The following is a 17,130-nucleotide window of genomic DNA, read 5'->3' on the forward strand; positions in this document are numbered from 1 at the left end:
TCGATTATGATTGCCTTTTTTGATGCGGATAACAGGAGTTGAACCTGCACGTCTGTTGACACTAGAACCTAAATCTAGCGCGTCTGCCAATTCCGCCATATCCGCAGAGTTTCTTCTATAATATAATAGAATAAAATAATAGAAGAGTAGATATAAAAAAATCAGATATAAAATTATATCTGAAATTTTAATGAGCCATCGGGGACTCGAACCCCGGACAACTTGATTAAAAGTCAAGTGCTCTACCGCCTGAGCTAATGGCCCATATAAATTAAGTTTTTGACTGGGCTAGCTGGATTCGAACCAGCGAATGCAGGAGTCAAAGTCCTGTGCCTTACCGCTTGGCGATAACCCAAAAGCATCGCTTAATATGCGATAAAGAAAAGGGTGGATAGAGGGACTCGAACCCTCGGCCTCCAGAGCCACAATCTGGCGCGCTAGCCAACTGCGCCATACCCACCATATAAGTGAAACATCCATATGGAACAGCAGTAGTGCCACAGAATGAAACAAATAAATGTGCCCGAAGGGATTCGAACCCCCGACCCACGGCTTAGAAGGCCGTTGCTCTATCCAGCTGAGCTACGGACACATTTTAAATTCCCGCTATAAATATTAGCGAAAATAAAGAGCGGGTGATGGGAATCGAACCCACGTATCTAGCTTGGAAGGCTAGTGTTCTACCATTGAACTACACCCGCATGATTGCTTAACAGTGTTAGATTTATGATTATCTAAGTCGGGGTGACAGGATTCGAACCTGCGACCTCTTGATCCCAAATCAAGCGCTCTAGCCAAGCTGAGCCACACCCCGGAACAAAGTGTTTGTCGTTTTTTTATGTTCGTCATATCTCTGACGCAAGACATATTATACATAAACACCCCTTTGATGTCAACAATAAATTTTATTTTTTTTTGCATTTTTTTTGACAGAGCGGATTTCCTTAGGTTTTAAGCCGCTTTCCAGTATTTATTTTTTTGAATATTATATATGGACTGATGATAATCTCATACATTTTAGCATGAATTTAAAGTTTTCGAGGTCTGGCAGGTATGTATCTGTTGCATATAGATCTTTTAAAAAAATCGGATAAAAATTGAATCGGGTAACAAGCTGTGCTATAGTAAGGGCTGCGACAGTTTAATTAAGAAAAGAGAGAATGGAATGAGTGATTTTTTATTTAGTATAAATGCGACAGTGCCGATCTTTCTGGTGATCCTGTTGGGGTGGTTTCTGAAACGGATTGGGCTGATCAATGATGAATTTGCAAATATAGCAAATAAATATGTGTTTAAGGTATCCCTTCCGGTGCTTTTGTTTCGGGATATCGCAACAACCTCGGTATTAAAAGACGTAAATATGAAATTTGTGGCGTTTTGTTTCTTCGGAACTTTTATTATGTTTGCATGTGCATGGTGCTTTGCAAAGATATATTGCAGGGATAAGACGATGGTCGGAGCGTTTGCGCAGGCATCGGCAAGAGGAAGTGCGGCGGTGCTTGGAATTGCCTTTGTAGAAAATATCTGTGGAAGCTCAGGGATGGCTCCGCTTATGATCGTTGCGGCGGTACCATTGTTCAATATCCTGTCCGTTATTATGCTGACCTTTGGGGGCAGAGATAATATCCATGGTGCAGACGGAATCAAAACGGCATGCATTAATATTTTAAAGAATCCGATCATAATCGGCATCGTGCTCGGAGTTCCGTTTTCATTATTGAATATTCCGATCCCGGCGATACCGATGAAGACTATCAATTATATCGCACAGACGGCAACTCCGATCGCATTGATCGCCATAGGAGCAGGTTTTAATACAAAAGCATCACTGGAGAAAATGAAGCCTGCGGTTACAGCAGCTCTTATGAAGCTAGTCGTATTTCCTTTGATCTATATGCCGATTGCGGTTAAGCTTGGGTTTGCACCGAGTGAATTGGCAGCAATCCTGATCATGACAGGCTCACCGTCCACGGTAACTTGTTATATCATGGCTAAGAATATGAATAATGATGAAGTCCTGTCATCAAATGCGATCGTGCTGACAACCCTGTTTTCATCGGTCACGATAACGGTATGGGTATATGTCCTTCGCATTATGGGATGTATATGACACAAGTAATAATAAAAATCCTTGAATAAACAGAAATGGGATTAAATTAGAAGTAATGAATACAGAGAACAAATGAAAAGATTAGGATAATATAGAAAATTAAAATACAGAGAATGGAGAAAGAAGATGAAAAATATAGTTTTGATCGGAATGCCTGGTTGTGGAAAGAGTACGATCGGTGTGGTACTTGCCAAGGTTCTTGGATTTGATTTTGTAGATGCAGATGTGTTGATCCAGAAGAAGCATGGTAAGCTGCTTCGTGAGCTGATTGCAGAATATGGAGATGATGGGTTCCTTCAGATAGAAAATGATGTAAACAAAGAAATTGACTTAAAGAATACGGTTATTGCAACCGGAGGAAGTGTCGTATACTGTGATGAAGCCATGCAGCATTATGTAAAAAATGATATTGTAGTATATATCGAGCTTCCATATGGAGTGATCGCTTCCAGACTGGAAAATGTAAAACGGCGTGGCGTAGTGTTAAAGGATGGTCAGACTTTAAAGGATCTTTATAACGAGAGAATCTTATTGTATGAAAAATATGCACAGATCACGGTAAAAGCCGAGGGACTTTCCGTAGAAGAACTCATGGATACGATTGCAGAAAAAGTGTTGGCATATGAGAAGACACATTAATGTGAAGATCAAGCGCAAACAGCATAGATCCAAAGCAATGATATGAATTTGGATCTATGCAGCGGGCTTATGAAGTGCTAAAAACAGATTGGAAAAACGACTTCTGAACAGCAGAATGAAATATTTGGCGAAAGCTGAAAAAATATCTGCAAGGAAGTCGCTTTTTTATATTGACGAAAATGGATGTATCCAATATAATCTATTTTGTAGTTTAAAACGTAGAACTTTAAAGTTACTTGACTTCAACGTAATAAAGCAAAAATGAGCCGGATTATATCAGAATTCGAAAATCAGAAATTATAGGATGCGCTATTGTTGGTGGAAAGTTGACTGTAAAATTCTGCGAATACAAAAATGAGAAGTGACGGGAGGTCGACATGGTTATTAAAGTGATTATGCTTGTTGTATTCTTTGGCATAATGATCGGTGTAGGATTTTATGCAAGAAAACAGGCCACAGATGTGAACGGATTTGTACTGGGAGGAAGAAGCGTAGGCCCATGGCTTACAGCATTTGCATATGGTACGTCCTATTTTTCGGCAGTTATTTTTATTGGATATGCAGGACAGTTTGGATGGAAATACGGAATTGCATCCACATGGATCGGAATTGGAAATGCAATCCTTGGGTCTCTGCTTGCATGGGTAGTGCTTGGCAGAAGAACCAGACTGATCACGCAGAAGCTGGATTCCAGAACAATGCCGGAATTCTTTGAGAGAAGATATAACAGCAAATCCATGAAGATCATTTCTTCCTGGATCATATTCATATTCTTGATCCCATATACGGCTTCATTGTATAACGGTCTTTCCAGATTGTTTGGAATGGCGTTCGACATTGATTACAAGATCTGTGTTGTTGCTATGGCAGTTCTTACCGGTATCTATGTAATTGTTGGCGGGTATATGGCGACAGCGATCAATGACTTTATTCAGGGACTGATCATGCTGGTTGGTATAGTAGCAGTTATCTATGCAGTATTAAACGAGAGAGGCGGACTTACAGGTGCGTTAGACAAGCTGGCTCGTGTAAATGATCCGGCGGTTTCGGATACACCGGGTGTATTTGCATCCTTCCTTGGACCGGATATCTTCAATCTGGTATGTGTTGTCATATTAACCTCACTTGGAACATGGGGCCTTCCTCAGATGATCCAAAAATTTTATGCGATCAAAGATGAGAAATCAATCAAGACTGGAACGATCGTATCTACTTTATTTGCAACGATCGTAGCCGGAGGATGTTATTTCCTTGGTGGTTTTGGACGTCTGACCGAGACGGATGTAGCAACAGAAGGATTTGATGCGATCATTCCACACCTGCTTGAGAATCTTCCGGAAGTATTGATGGGACTGGTGGTTATCCTTGTGTTATCTGCTTCGATGTCTACCTTATCTTCATTGGTTCTGACCTCAAGCTCCACACTTACGATCGACTTTATCAAAGCATCGATCGCACCGAAAATGTCAGAGAAGAAGCAGGTCCTTACAATGCGGATCATGCTGGTAGTATTTATCGCATTATCGGCGGTCATTGCAGTCATTCAGTATTCCAGCAAGGTGGCATTTATCGCACAGCTTATGGGTATTTCATGGGGTGCGATCGCAGGTGCCTGTCTGGCTCCGTTTTTATATGGTCTGTACTGGAAACGCACGACAGTGGCAGCCTGCCTTGTTAGTTTTATCTGGGGCGTAGGCATCATGACACTGAACTTTATCAGTAATACATGGCAGTTATTTAGTTTTCCACAGGCGTTACAGTCACCTGTAAACTGTGGTGCAGCAGCGATGATCGGTGGATTGATCCTTGTTCCGATCGTCAGTCTGATCACAAAGAAACCGGATCAGGAGCGCGTAGAGGAGGTCTTCTCCTGCTATGAAGCGACAGTAACCGTACCTCAGAAGGAAGCATTGGATTAATATTATACATAAAATATACATAATATGCATAAAGCCGGCAGACAGAAAAACATTCTGTCCTGCCGGCTTTGATTTTTATGAGAAATGCAATAATGCTGCTTTAAATATAACATTTTCTGCATAATATAATAATTTGGAAAATATATAAAACATGTATGATCAAATTAAGAATGCGATGCTGGGGTATAATAATAAAAAATATTTTTGCATATTTATTAATTAATACTTGAATATTATGCACAATAACTGTATAATCATGGAAGATTATACGAACTGTATTTTCCTATGAAAGCGGTTGACGGAAGAAAATGCAGAGAGTAAGATAAGTGAATGTGTAGAAATACAAATAGGACGATGGCTGTAACGGAAAATGACCGGTTGCAGCAGATTGGAGTAAGATATGATAAAGGCAGGAATTATTGGTTCAACCGGATATGCCGGTCAGGAAATAGTAAGAATTCTTCTTGGACATAAGGATGTGGAAATTGTCTGGTATGGTTCCAGAAGTTTTATAGATAAGAAATATTACGAAGTATTTGGAAATATGTTTCAGATCGTGGATGCAACCTGTCTGGGCGAGAATATGGATGAGCTGGCTGAGAAGGTAGATGTTATTTTCACGGCAACTCCACAGGGCTTATGTTCTTCTCTTGTAAATGAGGATATTTTATCAAAGGTTAAGATCATTGATCTAAGTGCGGATTTCAGAATTAAGGATGTTGCTACTTACGAGAAGTGGTACAAGATCGAGCATAAGAGTCCGGAATTTATCGACGAGGCCGTATATGGTCTGTGTGAGATCAACAGAGATAAGGTAAAGGGATGCAGACTTCTGGCAAATCCGGGCTGTTATACAACCTGCTCCATTCTTTCCTTATATCCGCTTGTAAAAGAGAAGCTGATCGATCCGAATACGATCATTGTAGATGCTAAGTCCGGTACATCAGGAGCAGGACGAGGAGCAAAGATCCCGAACCTGTTCTGTGAGGTAAATGAAAGCATTAAGGCATATGGAGTAACGACTCATCGCCATACACCGGAGATCGAAGAACAGCTGGGATATGCATACGGCAGTCCGATCATGATCAATTTCACACCACATCTGGTTCCGATGAATCGTGGTATTCTGGTTACGGCATATGCTTCATTAAAAGAAAAGGTAGATTACGATACTGTTCGTGCTGCATATGACAAATATTATGCAAACGAGAGATTTGTCCGTGTTCTTGACAAGGATGTATGTCCGGAGACACGTTGGGTAGAGGGCAGCAATTATGTAGATGTCAACTTTAAGATTGATGAAAGAACCGGACGTATCATTGCAATGGGAGCACTTGATAATCTGGTAAAGGGAGCAGCCGGTCAGGCAGTTCAGAATATGAATATTATGTTTGGACTTCCGGAAGAAGAAGGACTGCTGATGGCTCCGGTATTCCCATAAAGAGTAACGGCATCGGATATCGTGGGAGAACAGATGATATAAGGCGGTGATCGGTATGGAGATCATTTCCGGCGGAGTGACAGCTCCAATCGGATTTCTGGCAGCAGGTATGCACGCCGGAGTAAGAAAAAATAAAAAGAAAAAAGACATGGCATTGCTAGTCAGCAAGTGTCCGGCGAAGACAGCTGGAGTATTTACACAGAATGTAGTCAAGGCTGCACCTGTTATGTGGGACAAAGCATTATGTGACGATATCGGCTTATGTCAGGCACTGGTTGTAAACAGTGGAGTGGCAAATGCGTGTACCGGAGAAGCGGGAGATGTTGATGTGGCGCATATGGCAGAGCTTGTGGCAGCAGAACTTCAGGTGCCGGCCGATCAGATCGCAGTTGCTTCGACCGGAGTAATAGGTATAAGGCTTCCGATGGAGACGATCGCGCATGGAATCCGGGAACTTTCCGGGATGCTTTCCAATGATTTAGAAAGTGGAAGTCATGCGGCGGAAGCCATTATGACAACCGATGTATATAAGAAAGAGATTGCGGTAAAGCTGCAGATCAAAGAGAAAACAATTACCATTGGTGGTATGTGTAAAGGTTCCGGTATGATCAATCCGAATCTTGGTACAGTGCTTGGATTCCTGACAACGGATCTGAATATCAGTCAGGAGTTATTGCAGAAAACACTGAGAAATGATGTCATAGATACTTATAATATGTTATCTGTCGATGGGGATACCTCAACGAATGACACCGTTATGATATTTGCAAATGGCATGGCAGAAAATGATGAGCTGCTTGAAACGGATGCGGATTATCCGGCATTTGTGGAGGCGCTTCGATATATCAACACCTACTTCGTGAAGCTGATCGCAGCGGACGGAGAGGGAACGACGAGGATGTTTCAGGTACAGGTAGCAGGGGCGGAATCCAAGGAGGGCGCAAGAAAGCTTGCAAAATCCGTGGTGACCTCAAACCTTGTAAAATGCGCCGTATACGGCTCGGATGCGAACTGGGGACGTCTGGTGTGCGCGATGGGACAGAGCGGGATCGCATTTGATCCATATAAGGTAGATATCATAATATCCAGCGAAGCCGGTTCCTTAAAAATAGTTGAAAATGGGGTTTGTACCGATTATGATGAAGAAAGAGCGACGGAGATCCTGTCGCCGGATCAGGTATGTTTTCATGCGGATATGCATGCCGGTACAGAGACAGCTTCCGCGTGGGGCTGTGACCTTACATATGAATATATCAAGATAAATGCAGAGTATAGAAAGTGAGGAAGTAAATAAGATGGTAAAGGGAGATTATACAGTAGATCAGGTAATATCAAAAGCACAGACACTGATCGAGGCTTTGCCTTATATTAAGAAATTTCAGGGGAAAACAATTGTTGTAAAATATGGCGGAAGTGCTATGTTGGATGAGAATCTGAAATACAATGTGATCGAAGATGTTGCATTATTAAAGCTGGTTGGACTGAAACCGGTTATCGTGCATGGTGGCGGTAAGGAGATCAGCAAATGGGTAGAGAAGATTGGAAAAGAGCCTGAATTTATCAATGGACTTCGTGTAACAGACGGTGAGACAATGGAGATTGCTGAGATGGTATTATCCAAGGTAAATAAGAGTCTTGTCAGCATGATGCAGAAGGTTGGTTTAAAGGCTGTGGGTATCAGTGGAAAGGATGGTGGACTGTTCACCGTTAAGAAGCGTCTGCCGGGCGGAAAAGATATCGGTTATGTAGGCGAGATCACAAAGGTTGATACAGAGGTGATCGATGCACTGGTCGATCAGGATTTTATACCTGTTATCGCTCCTATCGGTGTCAGTGAAGAATATGAGGATTATAATATTAATGCTGATGATGCTGCATGTGCTGTTGCAACAGCATTAAAGGCGGAAAAGCTGGTATTCTTAACAGATATTGAAGGTGTATTTATCGATCCGACAGATAAGTCTACCCTGATCTCAGAAATGGACATCCACGAGGCAAAGGATATCATTGAGAAAGGTGTTGTCGGCGGTGGTATGCTTCCAAAGCTTAATAACTGTATCACAGCCATGGAAAATGGTGTATCAAGAGTCCATATTTTGGATGGCCGCCTGAAGCATTGCCTGCTTCTTGAGTTCTTTACTCAGAAGGGTATTGGTACTGCAATCTTAAAAGAGCCATTATTCTAAGAAGCAAATTCAATGAAAAGTTAAAAGTAAAACAGAAAAAGACCGGAGCTGTGCACCGATAACGAGAAAAATCGGATGCCGCAGGACTGGTCTTTTTCTATTTTGCTATTGTAAAAGGAATCGAAGTTCGTTAAAATGGGGGTGTGCATGAGTGTACCGGCATATCAAGGAGGTATGCAGGTATGATAATAAAGAAAAAACTGTTATATGCAGGACTTGCCGGATGGATGTTGTTGTTCGGGATTACTCTGGTCGGATGTCGGAAAAATGGCATGATACTTGAGACAACAGAGCAGAATACCGGTTCACAGAATGATACGGCATATGCCGAAGACGCGTGGTAGGTTCTGTTACAGAAAGGGATCAGGAAGACACAGAAGCTATAAAAGACACAGGAATCTGTGTATTTGTCTGTGGGGCAGTAAAACAAGAAGGAGTATATGAACTCCCGATAGGTGCAAGGATTAATGATGCACTTCTTGCAGCAGGCGGATTTGCAGAGAATGCTGCGGAGCAGGTGGTAAATCTTGCAGACTTTATCGAGGATGGACAGAGAATTTATTTTCCGACGGAGGAAGAGGTGCAGGAGCAGCCGGAACGCTGGCAGGATCCGGAAACAGAAACGAATGGACAGACAATGGAAGCGGGAGTAGTGAATATCAATACTGCCGGGAAAGAGGAACTGATGTCATTGTCCGGGATTGGTGAGGCAAAGGCGGAGAATATCATAACTTACAGAGAGACACAGGGTGCATTTGAAAAAACAGAAGATATTATGAATGTGAATGGTATCGGAGAGAATTTATTTCAGAAGATAAAAAACGATATTTGCGTGGGTCGGTAGAGATATAGAAACAAAGGAAAGGTGGAAATCTGGTATGAAAAAGGTATTGGTCGTAGATGATGAGAAACTGATCGTGAAAGGCCTGAAATTCAGTCTGGAACAGGATGATATGGAAGTAGACGTGGCATATGATGGCGGAGAGGCGTTTGAGAAGATCAAAAACAATGATTATGATATCGTTCTGTTAGACATCATGATCCCGGTTTATACCGGAATTGAAGTATGTCAGATGGTGCGTGAATTTTCCAATGTTCCGATCATTATGCTGACGGCCAAGGGTGAGGATATGGATAAGATCATGGGTCTTGAATATGGTGCAGATGATTATATCACCAAACCATTTAACATACTGGAGGTAAAGGCAAGGATCAAAGCTATCTTAAGAAGAAGCGGAAAAAAGGCAGAGCCTGTAAAACCGGTAAATATTTTAGAAATCAATGGCATGAAGGTAGAATTGGATAGCCGCCGTGTATTTGTTCATGGAAAGGAACTGAATCTGACAGCAAAAGAATTCGATTTGCTGGAGCTTCTGATGGCGCATCCGAATAAGGTTTATTCCAGAAATGAACTGTTAGATACGATCTGGGGCAGTACATATCCGGGAGATGCCAGAACTGTGGATGTTCATGTAAGAAGACTTCGTGAGAAGATTGAGGAGAATCCGGGTGAGCCGGTGTATATTCATACAAAATGGGGCGTTGGCTACTATTTTAAAGGATGATGAGACAGGGAATGCGTAAAGCATTCCTATCTTACTGGATTTTTTTGGAATGGAAAAAAGTAAAGATGAAAATGTAGAAAATAAGAATAAAAATATCTGGAAAAACAGCAGGCGGAGGATCAGTCTTCAGGTTGTTATCTTTGTAATGATCATGGCAGGTTTTTATCTGATCTCAATCAGTATGAAAACGGTTCTGCTGCAGTTGATGTTGAATCAGAGATATAGTGATTGTGAAACACTGTTGCAGGAAAACGCAAAAAATCTGGAATATCTGATCAATGATATTAATTCGGAAACAGAAGGTACAAGCAAGACTTTTCATGGTATGAACACTCTGGCGTACAGCCTGTCTGCCAGAGTTATGATCGTAGATACTGATTACAGGGTAGCCTATGACAGCTTTCGTCTGTTGAAGGATACCTATATCATGAATAATGATATCTATGAGATCATGAAGGGAGACAGAGACGAACGGCTGGTACGGGAACAGTCCTACATTGAGTATATGTTTCCTGTGGTGAACCGGGAAGGTTATATTGATGATGTAGCTGTGATCGCAGTCAGTCTGGAAAGCATGGAAAACGAAAGAGGATATTTGTCATACCGTGCCAATATCTTGATCTGTATTTTTATGGTGATCGGGGTGCTGACAGCATTTTTCATTTCTTATATGGCGGTTCGTGATACCAGAAAGATCAAGAGTCAACTTGTAAATATGAAGGATGGATTTCTGGGACAGATTTCATCGGATGGTTTATGGCGAGAAGCTGGGAGCGTTGTTGACAATATGAATGGGATATTTGCCAAATCGCAGTTGTTGGAGGAATCCCGGCAGGAATTTGTATCAAATGTATCACATGAGCTGAAAACACCGATTACTTCAATGAAGGTTTTATCAGAATCGATCTTGATGCAGGATAATGTTCCGGTTGAGATGTACCGGGAATTCATGAACGATATTGTTTTAGAGATTGACCGTGAAGCGCAGATCATCAGTGATCTGCTGACGCTGGTCAAGACAGATAAGGGATCAGACAGCCTGAATATCGAGCGGGTGGATATCAATGAGCTGATGGAGGTTATTCTGAAACGGTTGACGCCTCTGGCAGAAAAGAGAAGCATTGAGATCACATTTGAAAGCTTCCGGGAAGTGGAAGCTGATATTGATAAGGTGAAGTTTACGCTGGCAATCTCCAATCTGATCGAAAATGGAATCAAATATAATGTGGATGGCGGATGGATCCGCGTATCCCTGAATGCCGATCATAAGAATCTGTATATTAAGGTTGCCGATTCCGGTGTTGGTATTCCGGAGGATTGTGTAGAGCATATATTCGAACGTTTCTACAGAGTAGATAAGGCGAGAAGCAGGGATACCGGAGGGACCGGTCTTGGACTTGCAATCTCAAAGAATATTATCGTTATGCATAAGGGTATTATAAATGTGTACAGTGAGCCTGGAAAGGGAACTACATTTACAGTACGTGTTCCGATGAACTATGTGAAATAAAGGAGCAGAAGATGGAGAAACGGATCATGCATATTATAAGCGGGATGCTGTTAGTTGTGGCGCTGCTGTCTATGACCGGATGTGGGAAAAGTGGACATGCGGAGAGTCAGAGAACAGATACCGGTACGGATGCCGGGATGCAGACATATTCCGTATATTATATGAATCAGAAATGGACAGAGTTTTCTGTCTATGATACGAAGATCGATCAGTTGGAATCAACGGAAAATGTGATAGATAAGCTGATGAATCTGTTGATATCAACAGAAGACGAGCAGCTTTATAAGATTCCGGTTGCAGATGGAATGACCTATCAGCGATATTCTTATGATGGAAAAGGACTGGTAACGATCATGTTCAATCTGGATTATGATACCGCAGAGAATTATCAGATCCTGTTGTGTAAAATGGCATTTACAAAAACCTGTGTCAGGTAAATGGTATTTCAGGGGTTTCATTTGAATTGTCGGATCTGATTGGAGAGAAGAAGGTAGATACAAGTGTTTACAATGCGGAATCATTTTCAACGATCGGTGATAATTTTATGGAGGCTTCTTATTCTGTGACGATCTATACGCCGGATAATACCGGAAAACGGCTGGATAAGCAGACGACGGAGATTGATGCGTTGTCTTACAAAGCACCGGAGGAACAGATCATGGAAGCACTTCGGAATTCCCAGAAATGGAAGAGTCCGATCGATAAAGATGTAGATATTCTTGATATCTATGTGTTGGATCGGGTGTGTTATGTTAATTTCAGCAAGACCTTTTTGGATCATGTCGGTGATTATGATGACAAAGTGATCATTTATTCGCTGGTTGATTCTCTGACAGAGCTGTCAGATGTGGATGGTGTTGTATTTGAGGTAGAAGGCAGTCAGGATCTAGTATATGGAGAGAATTTGGATTTCTCAGAGACATACACAGCGAATTATTCAATGTGTAATTAGACAGGTACTGACAGATAGCGGAGGAAAAGAAAATAAAAAGACCACTATTTTGGGCCGCATGTGCATTTATGCTTGGAGAGGCGGAGGCGATTGCTGGCAGCAGGTGGTTTACTTTGGCTGCAATGATAGTTGCAGCCTTTTTTCTGTTTACGGGAGAAAAAGGGCAAAAACAGGGAAAAAGGCAAAAACAGCAAAAACAGAAAGAAGAGTCCGGCCGGGATGAAAAAATACGGATGTCGGACAGGCGAAGACAGACAAAGCGGAGTGTGGATGTAAAACGAACAGTAAGAGTAACTGTCGGAATTCTCATATATGTGCTGTTTGCCGGAATGGGGTATATGAATATCAACATATTGCATGAGCAGGAACAATATGCTTCCCGGCTGAACGGTTGTTCCGGAACAATTTCCGGAACGATATACGAGATAAAGGAAACGGAAAACAGGCAGCAGGTCTTTATTAAGATCGTGGATGCAAGAGGAATGTCCGGTGAAGAATGGACTGGGTTTCATGAAAATATGAAGCTGTTTGTGTATGTGGAGAAAGGTATAACCTTGTATCCGGGACAGGAGGCAGTATTTGCCGGCAGATTTGAACAGCCGGGGCATGCGGGAAATCCGGGGGCCTTTGATGCATATCGATACTACAGGAGCCAGGGGATCTTTCTTATACTTTCAGATGCAGAGCTGCAGAAAACAGGAAAACAGTACTCGCATATACGGGCGGGGCTTCGGAAGCTCCGAAAACGGATATCAGATGTAATTGGTAACTTATACGGCGAGGAGGATGCATCTGTGATCCGGGCGATGCTTCTGGGTGAACGGCAGGGGATGGACGGTGATGTGAAACGGATGTATCAGTTGAATGGTATTGCACATATTCTTGCAATATCGGCATTACATATTGCGATCATTGGTATGACCTTGTATCGGCGTATGCGAAAATGGGGAGTTTCCTACTGGAGTGCGGGAATTGGATGCAGTATTCTGGTTATTCTGTATGGACAGATGACCGGACTTGCAGGATCAACGATGCGGGCGATCATTATGATGGGGCTCCTGTTATTTGGGAAAGCCATTGGGCGTTCGGTGGATCTTCTGACCTCAACAGGAATTGCCGGGGTATGGATGTCGGTGATAAATCCTTATGTTGTATTAGATGCCGGATTTCAGCTTTCATTTGCAGCAATAATCGGGATAGCTGTGATCGTGCCGGTGTTACAACGGGTATTTAGCAAAAGGGGAAGTGCCGACCTAATCAATAAGCTTGGTGCAGGGACGGTGTTACAACACATATTTGGCGCAGGGGAGAAAATCCGGCAGTCGCTTACTGTCAGCATGGCAACCTTTCTGGCGACCTTGCCGGTGATCGTCTACTATTATTACCAGTTTCCATTGTATGGTATTTTATTAAATCTGATCGTTGTTCCGTGTGTATCGATTGTTCTGACAGGAGGAATCGGTACCGTTATCTGTGGCTGTATTTCACTTCAGGCGGCTGGATGGCTTACGATTCCGGTGAAGGGGATTTTGTGGTTATATGAAATGTTATGTCAGGGAATGGAACGACTTCCAGGAGCCTATATCAATATCGGGCATATTCCGGTGAAACTGGTCGTAGTTTATTATATTGCATTGCTACTAGGCCTGTATTTTATGGTCGAGGTGAGAACAGATAGAGATTCCAGCTCTGACAGCACACAGAGTCAGAAGACAGTAAGAAAAATAAAATGCCGGATTCGTAGAAAGCAGACAGCATGGAAAGATTGTAATCAACAAACGATAAAAGAATGGAAACACAGGAAAATCCGGTATGGGGTAGCAGGGATGCTTGTCATGCTGGCGTTTGGTATGTATGCAGGATGTACTCTGGATCGTCCGTTTACGGTTACCTTTCTGGATGTCGGGCAGGGGGATGGCATACTGATCCGGACGGAACAGGGAACCAATATTATGATCGATGGCGGATCTTCGGATAATGAAAAGGTGGGAGAATATGTTCTGCTTCCGGCTCTCCGGTATTACGGGATGGTGGATCTGGATTATGTCTTTGTAACACATGGGGATCAGGATCATATATCCGGACTTCTGGATCTATATGAACTTGAGCATACCGGAATCCGGATCCGAAACCTTGTTGTGGCGAAGTATGGTGACCGAGAAGGACTGCAGGAACTGATCGAGCTGGCAGCACAACATGGAACGGAGGTTATATATATGGATGCTGGTGACATACTTTTTGAACCGGAGACAGGAGCTTCCGGGACATTCCGGATCTCGTGTATATATCCGAGAGAATCGGATGTTCACGCAGATGCAAATGAAGCCTCTCTTGTGCTGCAGGCAAGTATCGATTCCTTTCATCTTCTGTTTACAGGCGATGCAGGGGAAATAGCAGAACAGCAGATGGCAGAGACTGGCAGACTGGACGCAGTTGATATTTTAAAGGTAGGACATCATGGATCCAGATATGCAACCTCGGAGGCGTTTCTTCAATACATAAAGCCACAGTATGCGGTGATCAGTTGTGGGAAAAAGAACCGGTATGGACATCCGCATGAAGAAACATTGACAAGACTTCAGGCTGCTGGTGCGGAGGTTTACCGCACCGACAGCAGCGGCGCTGTAATTTTGCAGATACGGGCAGGGAAAATTATGCTTCATGGGTACGGAGGATAAAATTAAGCATTGATACCAAACGCACATCTGGAACGGTTCATGAAGATTTCAGGGTACGGAGGATAAAATTAAGGATTGATACCAAGCCCCAAATGAAATAATGGGTATATGAGAGAAAAGATTTGGATAATACCATCGATGAAAGAAGAATTTTGGGTATTATTCAAGAAAATGGACTGTTATACCAAGGCTAATGGCGGTGCAAGGGGTATGGAAGAAAGCAAGCTAATATAATACCCGCTACAATAGATTGGCGAGGGTATGGAAGAAAGCAAGCTAATATAATACCCGCTACAGCGGATTGAACAAGGGTATGGATAAAGAAAATTAGACAATATACCACAAACAGGATGAGCAGAAGGGTATGCAAAGTGGGGAAATAGCCTGATACCATGGGAGAAGTGTTTTCAGGGGGTATTAACAAATAAAAATGGAAATTATACCAATAAAAATATTGCAGAAAAAGAACATAAAAGAAACGAGGAGAATGCGTATGATTAAAGATATAATAATAAAGAGAATCGTCAAATTGAAAAAAGAAATACAGAAGATAGAGATATTAGAGAAAACATTTCCGAAAGAAGAATTAATATGTGCCAAAAATGGAAAAGGATATAAGTGGTATTTGAAGAGTGCAGGAAAGCCAATATATCTGCCAAAGAAAGAGAGACTCTTGGCTGAAAAACTTGCTATGAAAAAGTATTATATGTTAAGAAAACAGGATTTAATGTGCGAGCTTGAAGCATGCAATGCGTATATAAGAAAAGTGCAAAAGGAAAATAATGCATCTGATATGTTATTGGAAAATGATGGTTACATTGAATTGCTGGGAAAGGCATTTGGACCGCATTCAGAAAATTTAGAAGCATGGATGACAGAAGAATATGAAACAAATAAGAAATATCCGGAGAATTTGAATATAAAAGGGACGCAGGGCAAGTATCTTCGTTCTAAATCAGAAGCAATGATCGATAATGTTTTATTCCGGGAAAGAATACCATTTCGATATGAAAATCAATTGGTGCTGGATGGGATAGTAATGTATCCGGATTTTACGATTCGACATCCAAAAACAGGAGAGTATTATTATTGGGAACATTTCGGTATGATGGACAATCCAGAATATGCGAGTCATGCCTGTAGGAAAATAAAAACATATTGTGATAATGGAATAATACCATCTATTAATTTAATTATGACATATGAAACCAGTGCTTGTCCTATCGGAATGGAAAGAATAGAGCAAGTGGCAGAATATTATTTCGGATAAATGACACATTTGATATAATGAACGCAAAATTATTTGCTCGCAAGGATGCTGATTTTGCGGAATGCATAGAATGTGCGAAGCACATGATATAATTATTATAAGGAAGTGGCAAACTATACTCTACAGTGCGTAGAATTCGCAGAAATTCACCATTTTCTACGCTTTATGGGTATGATGCCGGATGCAGGTATGTAATAATCTGGTCAGAAAGGAGGCAGATATGGATCAGATCAGTATAGGCAGGTTTATTGCAGCAGAAAGAAAAAGAAAAGGTTGTACACAGAAGCAGCTTGCAGAAAAACTGAATATCAGTGATAAAACAGTTTCCAAATGGGAATGTGGAAAGGGATTCCCGGAAGTGTCTCTGTTATTACCTTTATGTAAGGAACTGGACATTACGGTAAATGAACTGTTGTCCGGTGCAAGAGTGTCTGAGGAAGAATATCAAAAGAAAGCGGAGGAAAATATGGTGAATATGATTAAAGAAAGAGAAGAAAACAAGAAGAAATTAATTCCTACAATTATAACGGGTTTAATTGCAACGATATCATTTATTACATTGATCATGGTTGTTGCAGTGTATACAGAGGTGATCGCAGTACCGGTTAAGATATTACTGATAGTGATCGCATGTGTTATATTTGGTTGTGGACTTATGGTTGCGATGGAAGGTGAGCGCACCATCGGTTATTACAAATGCCGTCATTGCAATGAGCTGTTTGTTCCGACCTTTGGTGCATATACAATGGGAATGCATATGATTTCAACAAGATATTTGAAATGTCCAAAATGTGGAACAAAAACCTGGTGTAAAAAAGTTCTGGCAAAAGGAAATAGAAACATGATGTAAAAAAGTTCCG

At 41.8% G+C, this 17,130-nt stretch carries 15 protein-coding genes and 7 tRNA genes; 15 read left to right on the forward strand and 7 right to left on the reverse strand.

Annotated elements, in window-relative coordinates:
- Positions 1-23 precede the first annotated feature (23 nt).
- From DW959_RS06940 to DW959_RS06970, 7 genes are all read right to left on the reverse strand, one after another.
- Positions 24-105 (reverse strand) — tRNA-Leu (locus DW959_RS06940).
- A gap of 86 nt (positions 106-191) precedes the next feature.
- Positions 192-264, reverse strand: a tRNA-Lys gene (locus DW959_RS06945).
- A 19-nt stretch (positions 265-283) separates the two neighbouring features.
- Positions 284-355: transfer RNA gene (locus DW959_RS06950), tRNA-Gln, on the reverse strand.
- A 31-nt stretch (positions 356-386) separates the two neighbouring features.
- A tRNA-His gene (locus DW959_RS06955) sits at positions 387-460 on the reverse strand.
- Between the two features lie 58 nt (positions 461-518).
- Positions 519-592, reverse strand: a tRNA-Arg gene (locus DW959_RS06960).
- A gap of 38 nt (positions 593-630) precedes the next feature.
- Positions 631-701, reverse strand: a tRNA-Gly gene (locus DW959_RS06965).
- Positions 702-739: 38 nt separating this feature from the next.
- Positions 740-814: transfer RNA gene (locus DW959_RS06970), tRNA-Pro, on the reverse strand.
- Between the two features lie 351 nt (positions 815-1,165).
- Between DW959_RS06970 and DW959_RS06975 the strand changes: the two genes are divergently transcribed.
- The 15 genes from DW959_RS06975 to DW959_RS07040 all read left to right on the forward strand — a co-directional run bounded on the left by DW959_RS06975 (position 1,166) and on the right by DW959_RS07040 (position 17,120).
- Entirely contained in the window at positions 1,166-2,110 is a 945-nt protein-coding gene (locus DW959_RS06975) for an AEC family transporter (RefSeq protein ID WP_118615762.1), read from the forward strand.
- 126 nt (positions 2,111-2,236) lie between these two features.
- Entirely contained in the window at positions 2,237-2,749 is a 513-nt protein-coding gene (locus DW959_RS06980) for a shikimate kinase (RefSeq protein ID WP_021943667.1), read from the forward strand.
- Between the two features lie 377 nt (positions 2,750-3,126).
- Complete coding sequence (locus DW959_RS06985; protein WP_117808799.1) at positions 3,127-4,668, forward strand: sodium:solute symporter family protein; 1,542 nt, start codon at positions 3,127-3,129, stop codon at positions 4,666-4,668.
- 400 nt (positions 4,669-5,068) lie between these two features.
- Positions 5,069-6,109, forward strand: a complete 1,041-nt coding sequence (argC, locus tag DW959_RS06990; RefSeq protein WP_008401314.1) for an N-acetyl-gamma-glutamyl-phosphate reductase — start codon at positions 5,069-5,071, stop codon at positions 6,107-6,109.
- Between the two features lie 55 nt (positions 6,110-6,164).
- Positions 6,165-7,391, forward strand: a complete 1,227-nt coding sequence (gene argJ, locus DW959_RS06995) for a bifunctional glutamate N-acetyltransferase/amino-acid acetyltransferase ArgJ (RefSeq protein ID WP_118615764.1) — start codon at positions 6,165-6,167, stop codon at positions 7,389-7,391.
- Positions 7,392-7,404: 13 nt separating this feature from the next.
- Positions 7,405-8,295 (forward strand): acetylglutamate kinase, encoded by an 891-nt coding sequence (gene argB / locus DW959_RS07000; RefSeq protein ID WP_044945251.1) that lies wholly within the window; start codon positions 7,405-7,407, stop codon positions 8,293-8,295.
- A 182-nt stretch (positions 8,296-8,477) separates the two neighbouring features.
- Positions 8,478-8,639 (forward strand): hypothetical protein, encoded by a 162-nt coding sequence (locus DW959_RS14160; RefSeq protein WP_182430061.1) that lies wholly within the window; start codon positions 8,478-8,480, stop codon positions 8,637-8,639.
- The gene (locus DW959_RS07005) at positions 8,633-9,139 is read left to right on the forward strand and encodes a helix-hairpin-helix domain-containing protein (RefSeq protein WP_118615766.1); all 507 of its coding nucleotides are present in this window, start codon (positions 8,633-8,635) and stop codon (positions 9,137-9,139) included. The genes DW959_RS14160 and DW959_RS07005 overlap by 7 nt, the downstream gene beginning before the upstream one ends.
- A gap of 34 nt (positions 9,140-9,173) precedes the next feature.
- On the forward strand, positions 9,174-9,860 hold the full coding sequence (locus DW959_RS07010; RefSeq protein WP_117808803.1) for a response regulator transcription factor: 687 nt from the start codon (positions 9,174-9,176) through the stop codon (positions 9,858-9,860).
- Between the two features lie 49 nt (positions 9,861-9,909).
- Complete coding sequence (locus DW959_RS07015) at positions 9,910-11,370, forward strand: ATP-binding protein (protein WP_117823348.1); 1,461 nt, start codon at positions 9,910-9,912, stop codon at positions 11,368-11,370.
- Between the two features lie 11 nt (positions 11,371-11,381).
- The gene (locus DW959_RS07020; protein WP_118484781.1) at positions 11,382-11,807 is read left to right on the forward strand and encodes a hypothetical protein; all 426 of its coding nucleotides are present in this window, start codon (positions 11,382-11,384) and stop codon (positions 11,805-11,807) included.
- Positions 11,808-11,833: 26 nt separating this feature from the next.
- Positions 11,834-12,322: a GerMN domain-containing protein gene (locus DW959_RS07025; protein ID WP_118615768.1), complete on the forward strand. Its 489-nt coding sequence runs from the start codon at positions 11,834-11,836 to the stop codon at positions 12,320-12,322.
- A gap of 122 nt (positions 12,323-12,444) precedes the next feature.
- Positions 12,445-15,000 (forward strand): ComEC/Rec2 family competence protein, encoded by a 2,556-nt coding sequence (locus DW959_RS07030; RefSeq protein ID WP_242997371.1) that lies wholly within the window; start codon positions 12,445-12,447, stop codon positions 14,998-15,000.
- Between the two features lie 493 nt (positions 15,001-15,493).
- Positions 15,494-16,270: a hypothetical protein gene (locus tag DW959_RS07035; RefSeq protein ID WP_117808807.1), complete on the forward strand. Its 777-nt coding sequence runs from the start codon at positions 15,494-15,496 to the stop codon at positions 16,268-16,270.
- 220 nt (positions 16,271-16,490) lie between these two features.
- Complete coding sequence (locus DW959_RS07040) at positions 16,491-17,120, forward strand: helix-turn-helix domain-containing protein (protein ID WP_242997358.1); 630 nt, start codon at positions 16,491-16,493, stop codon at positions 17,118-17,120.
- Positions 17,121-17,130: the final 10 nt, after the last annotated feature.

This window comes from Clostridium sp. AM46-21 (assembly GCF_003480025.1).
Classification (GTDB): Bacteria; Bacillota; Clostridia; order Lachnospirales; family Lachnospiraceae; genus Coprococcus; species Coprococcus ammoniilyticus.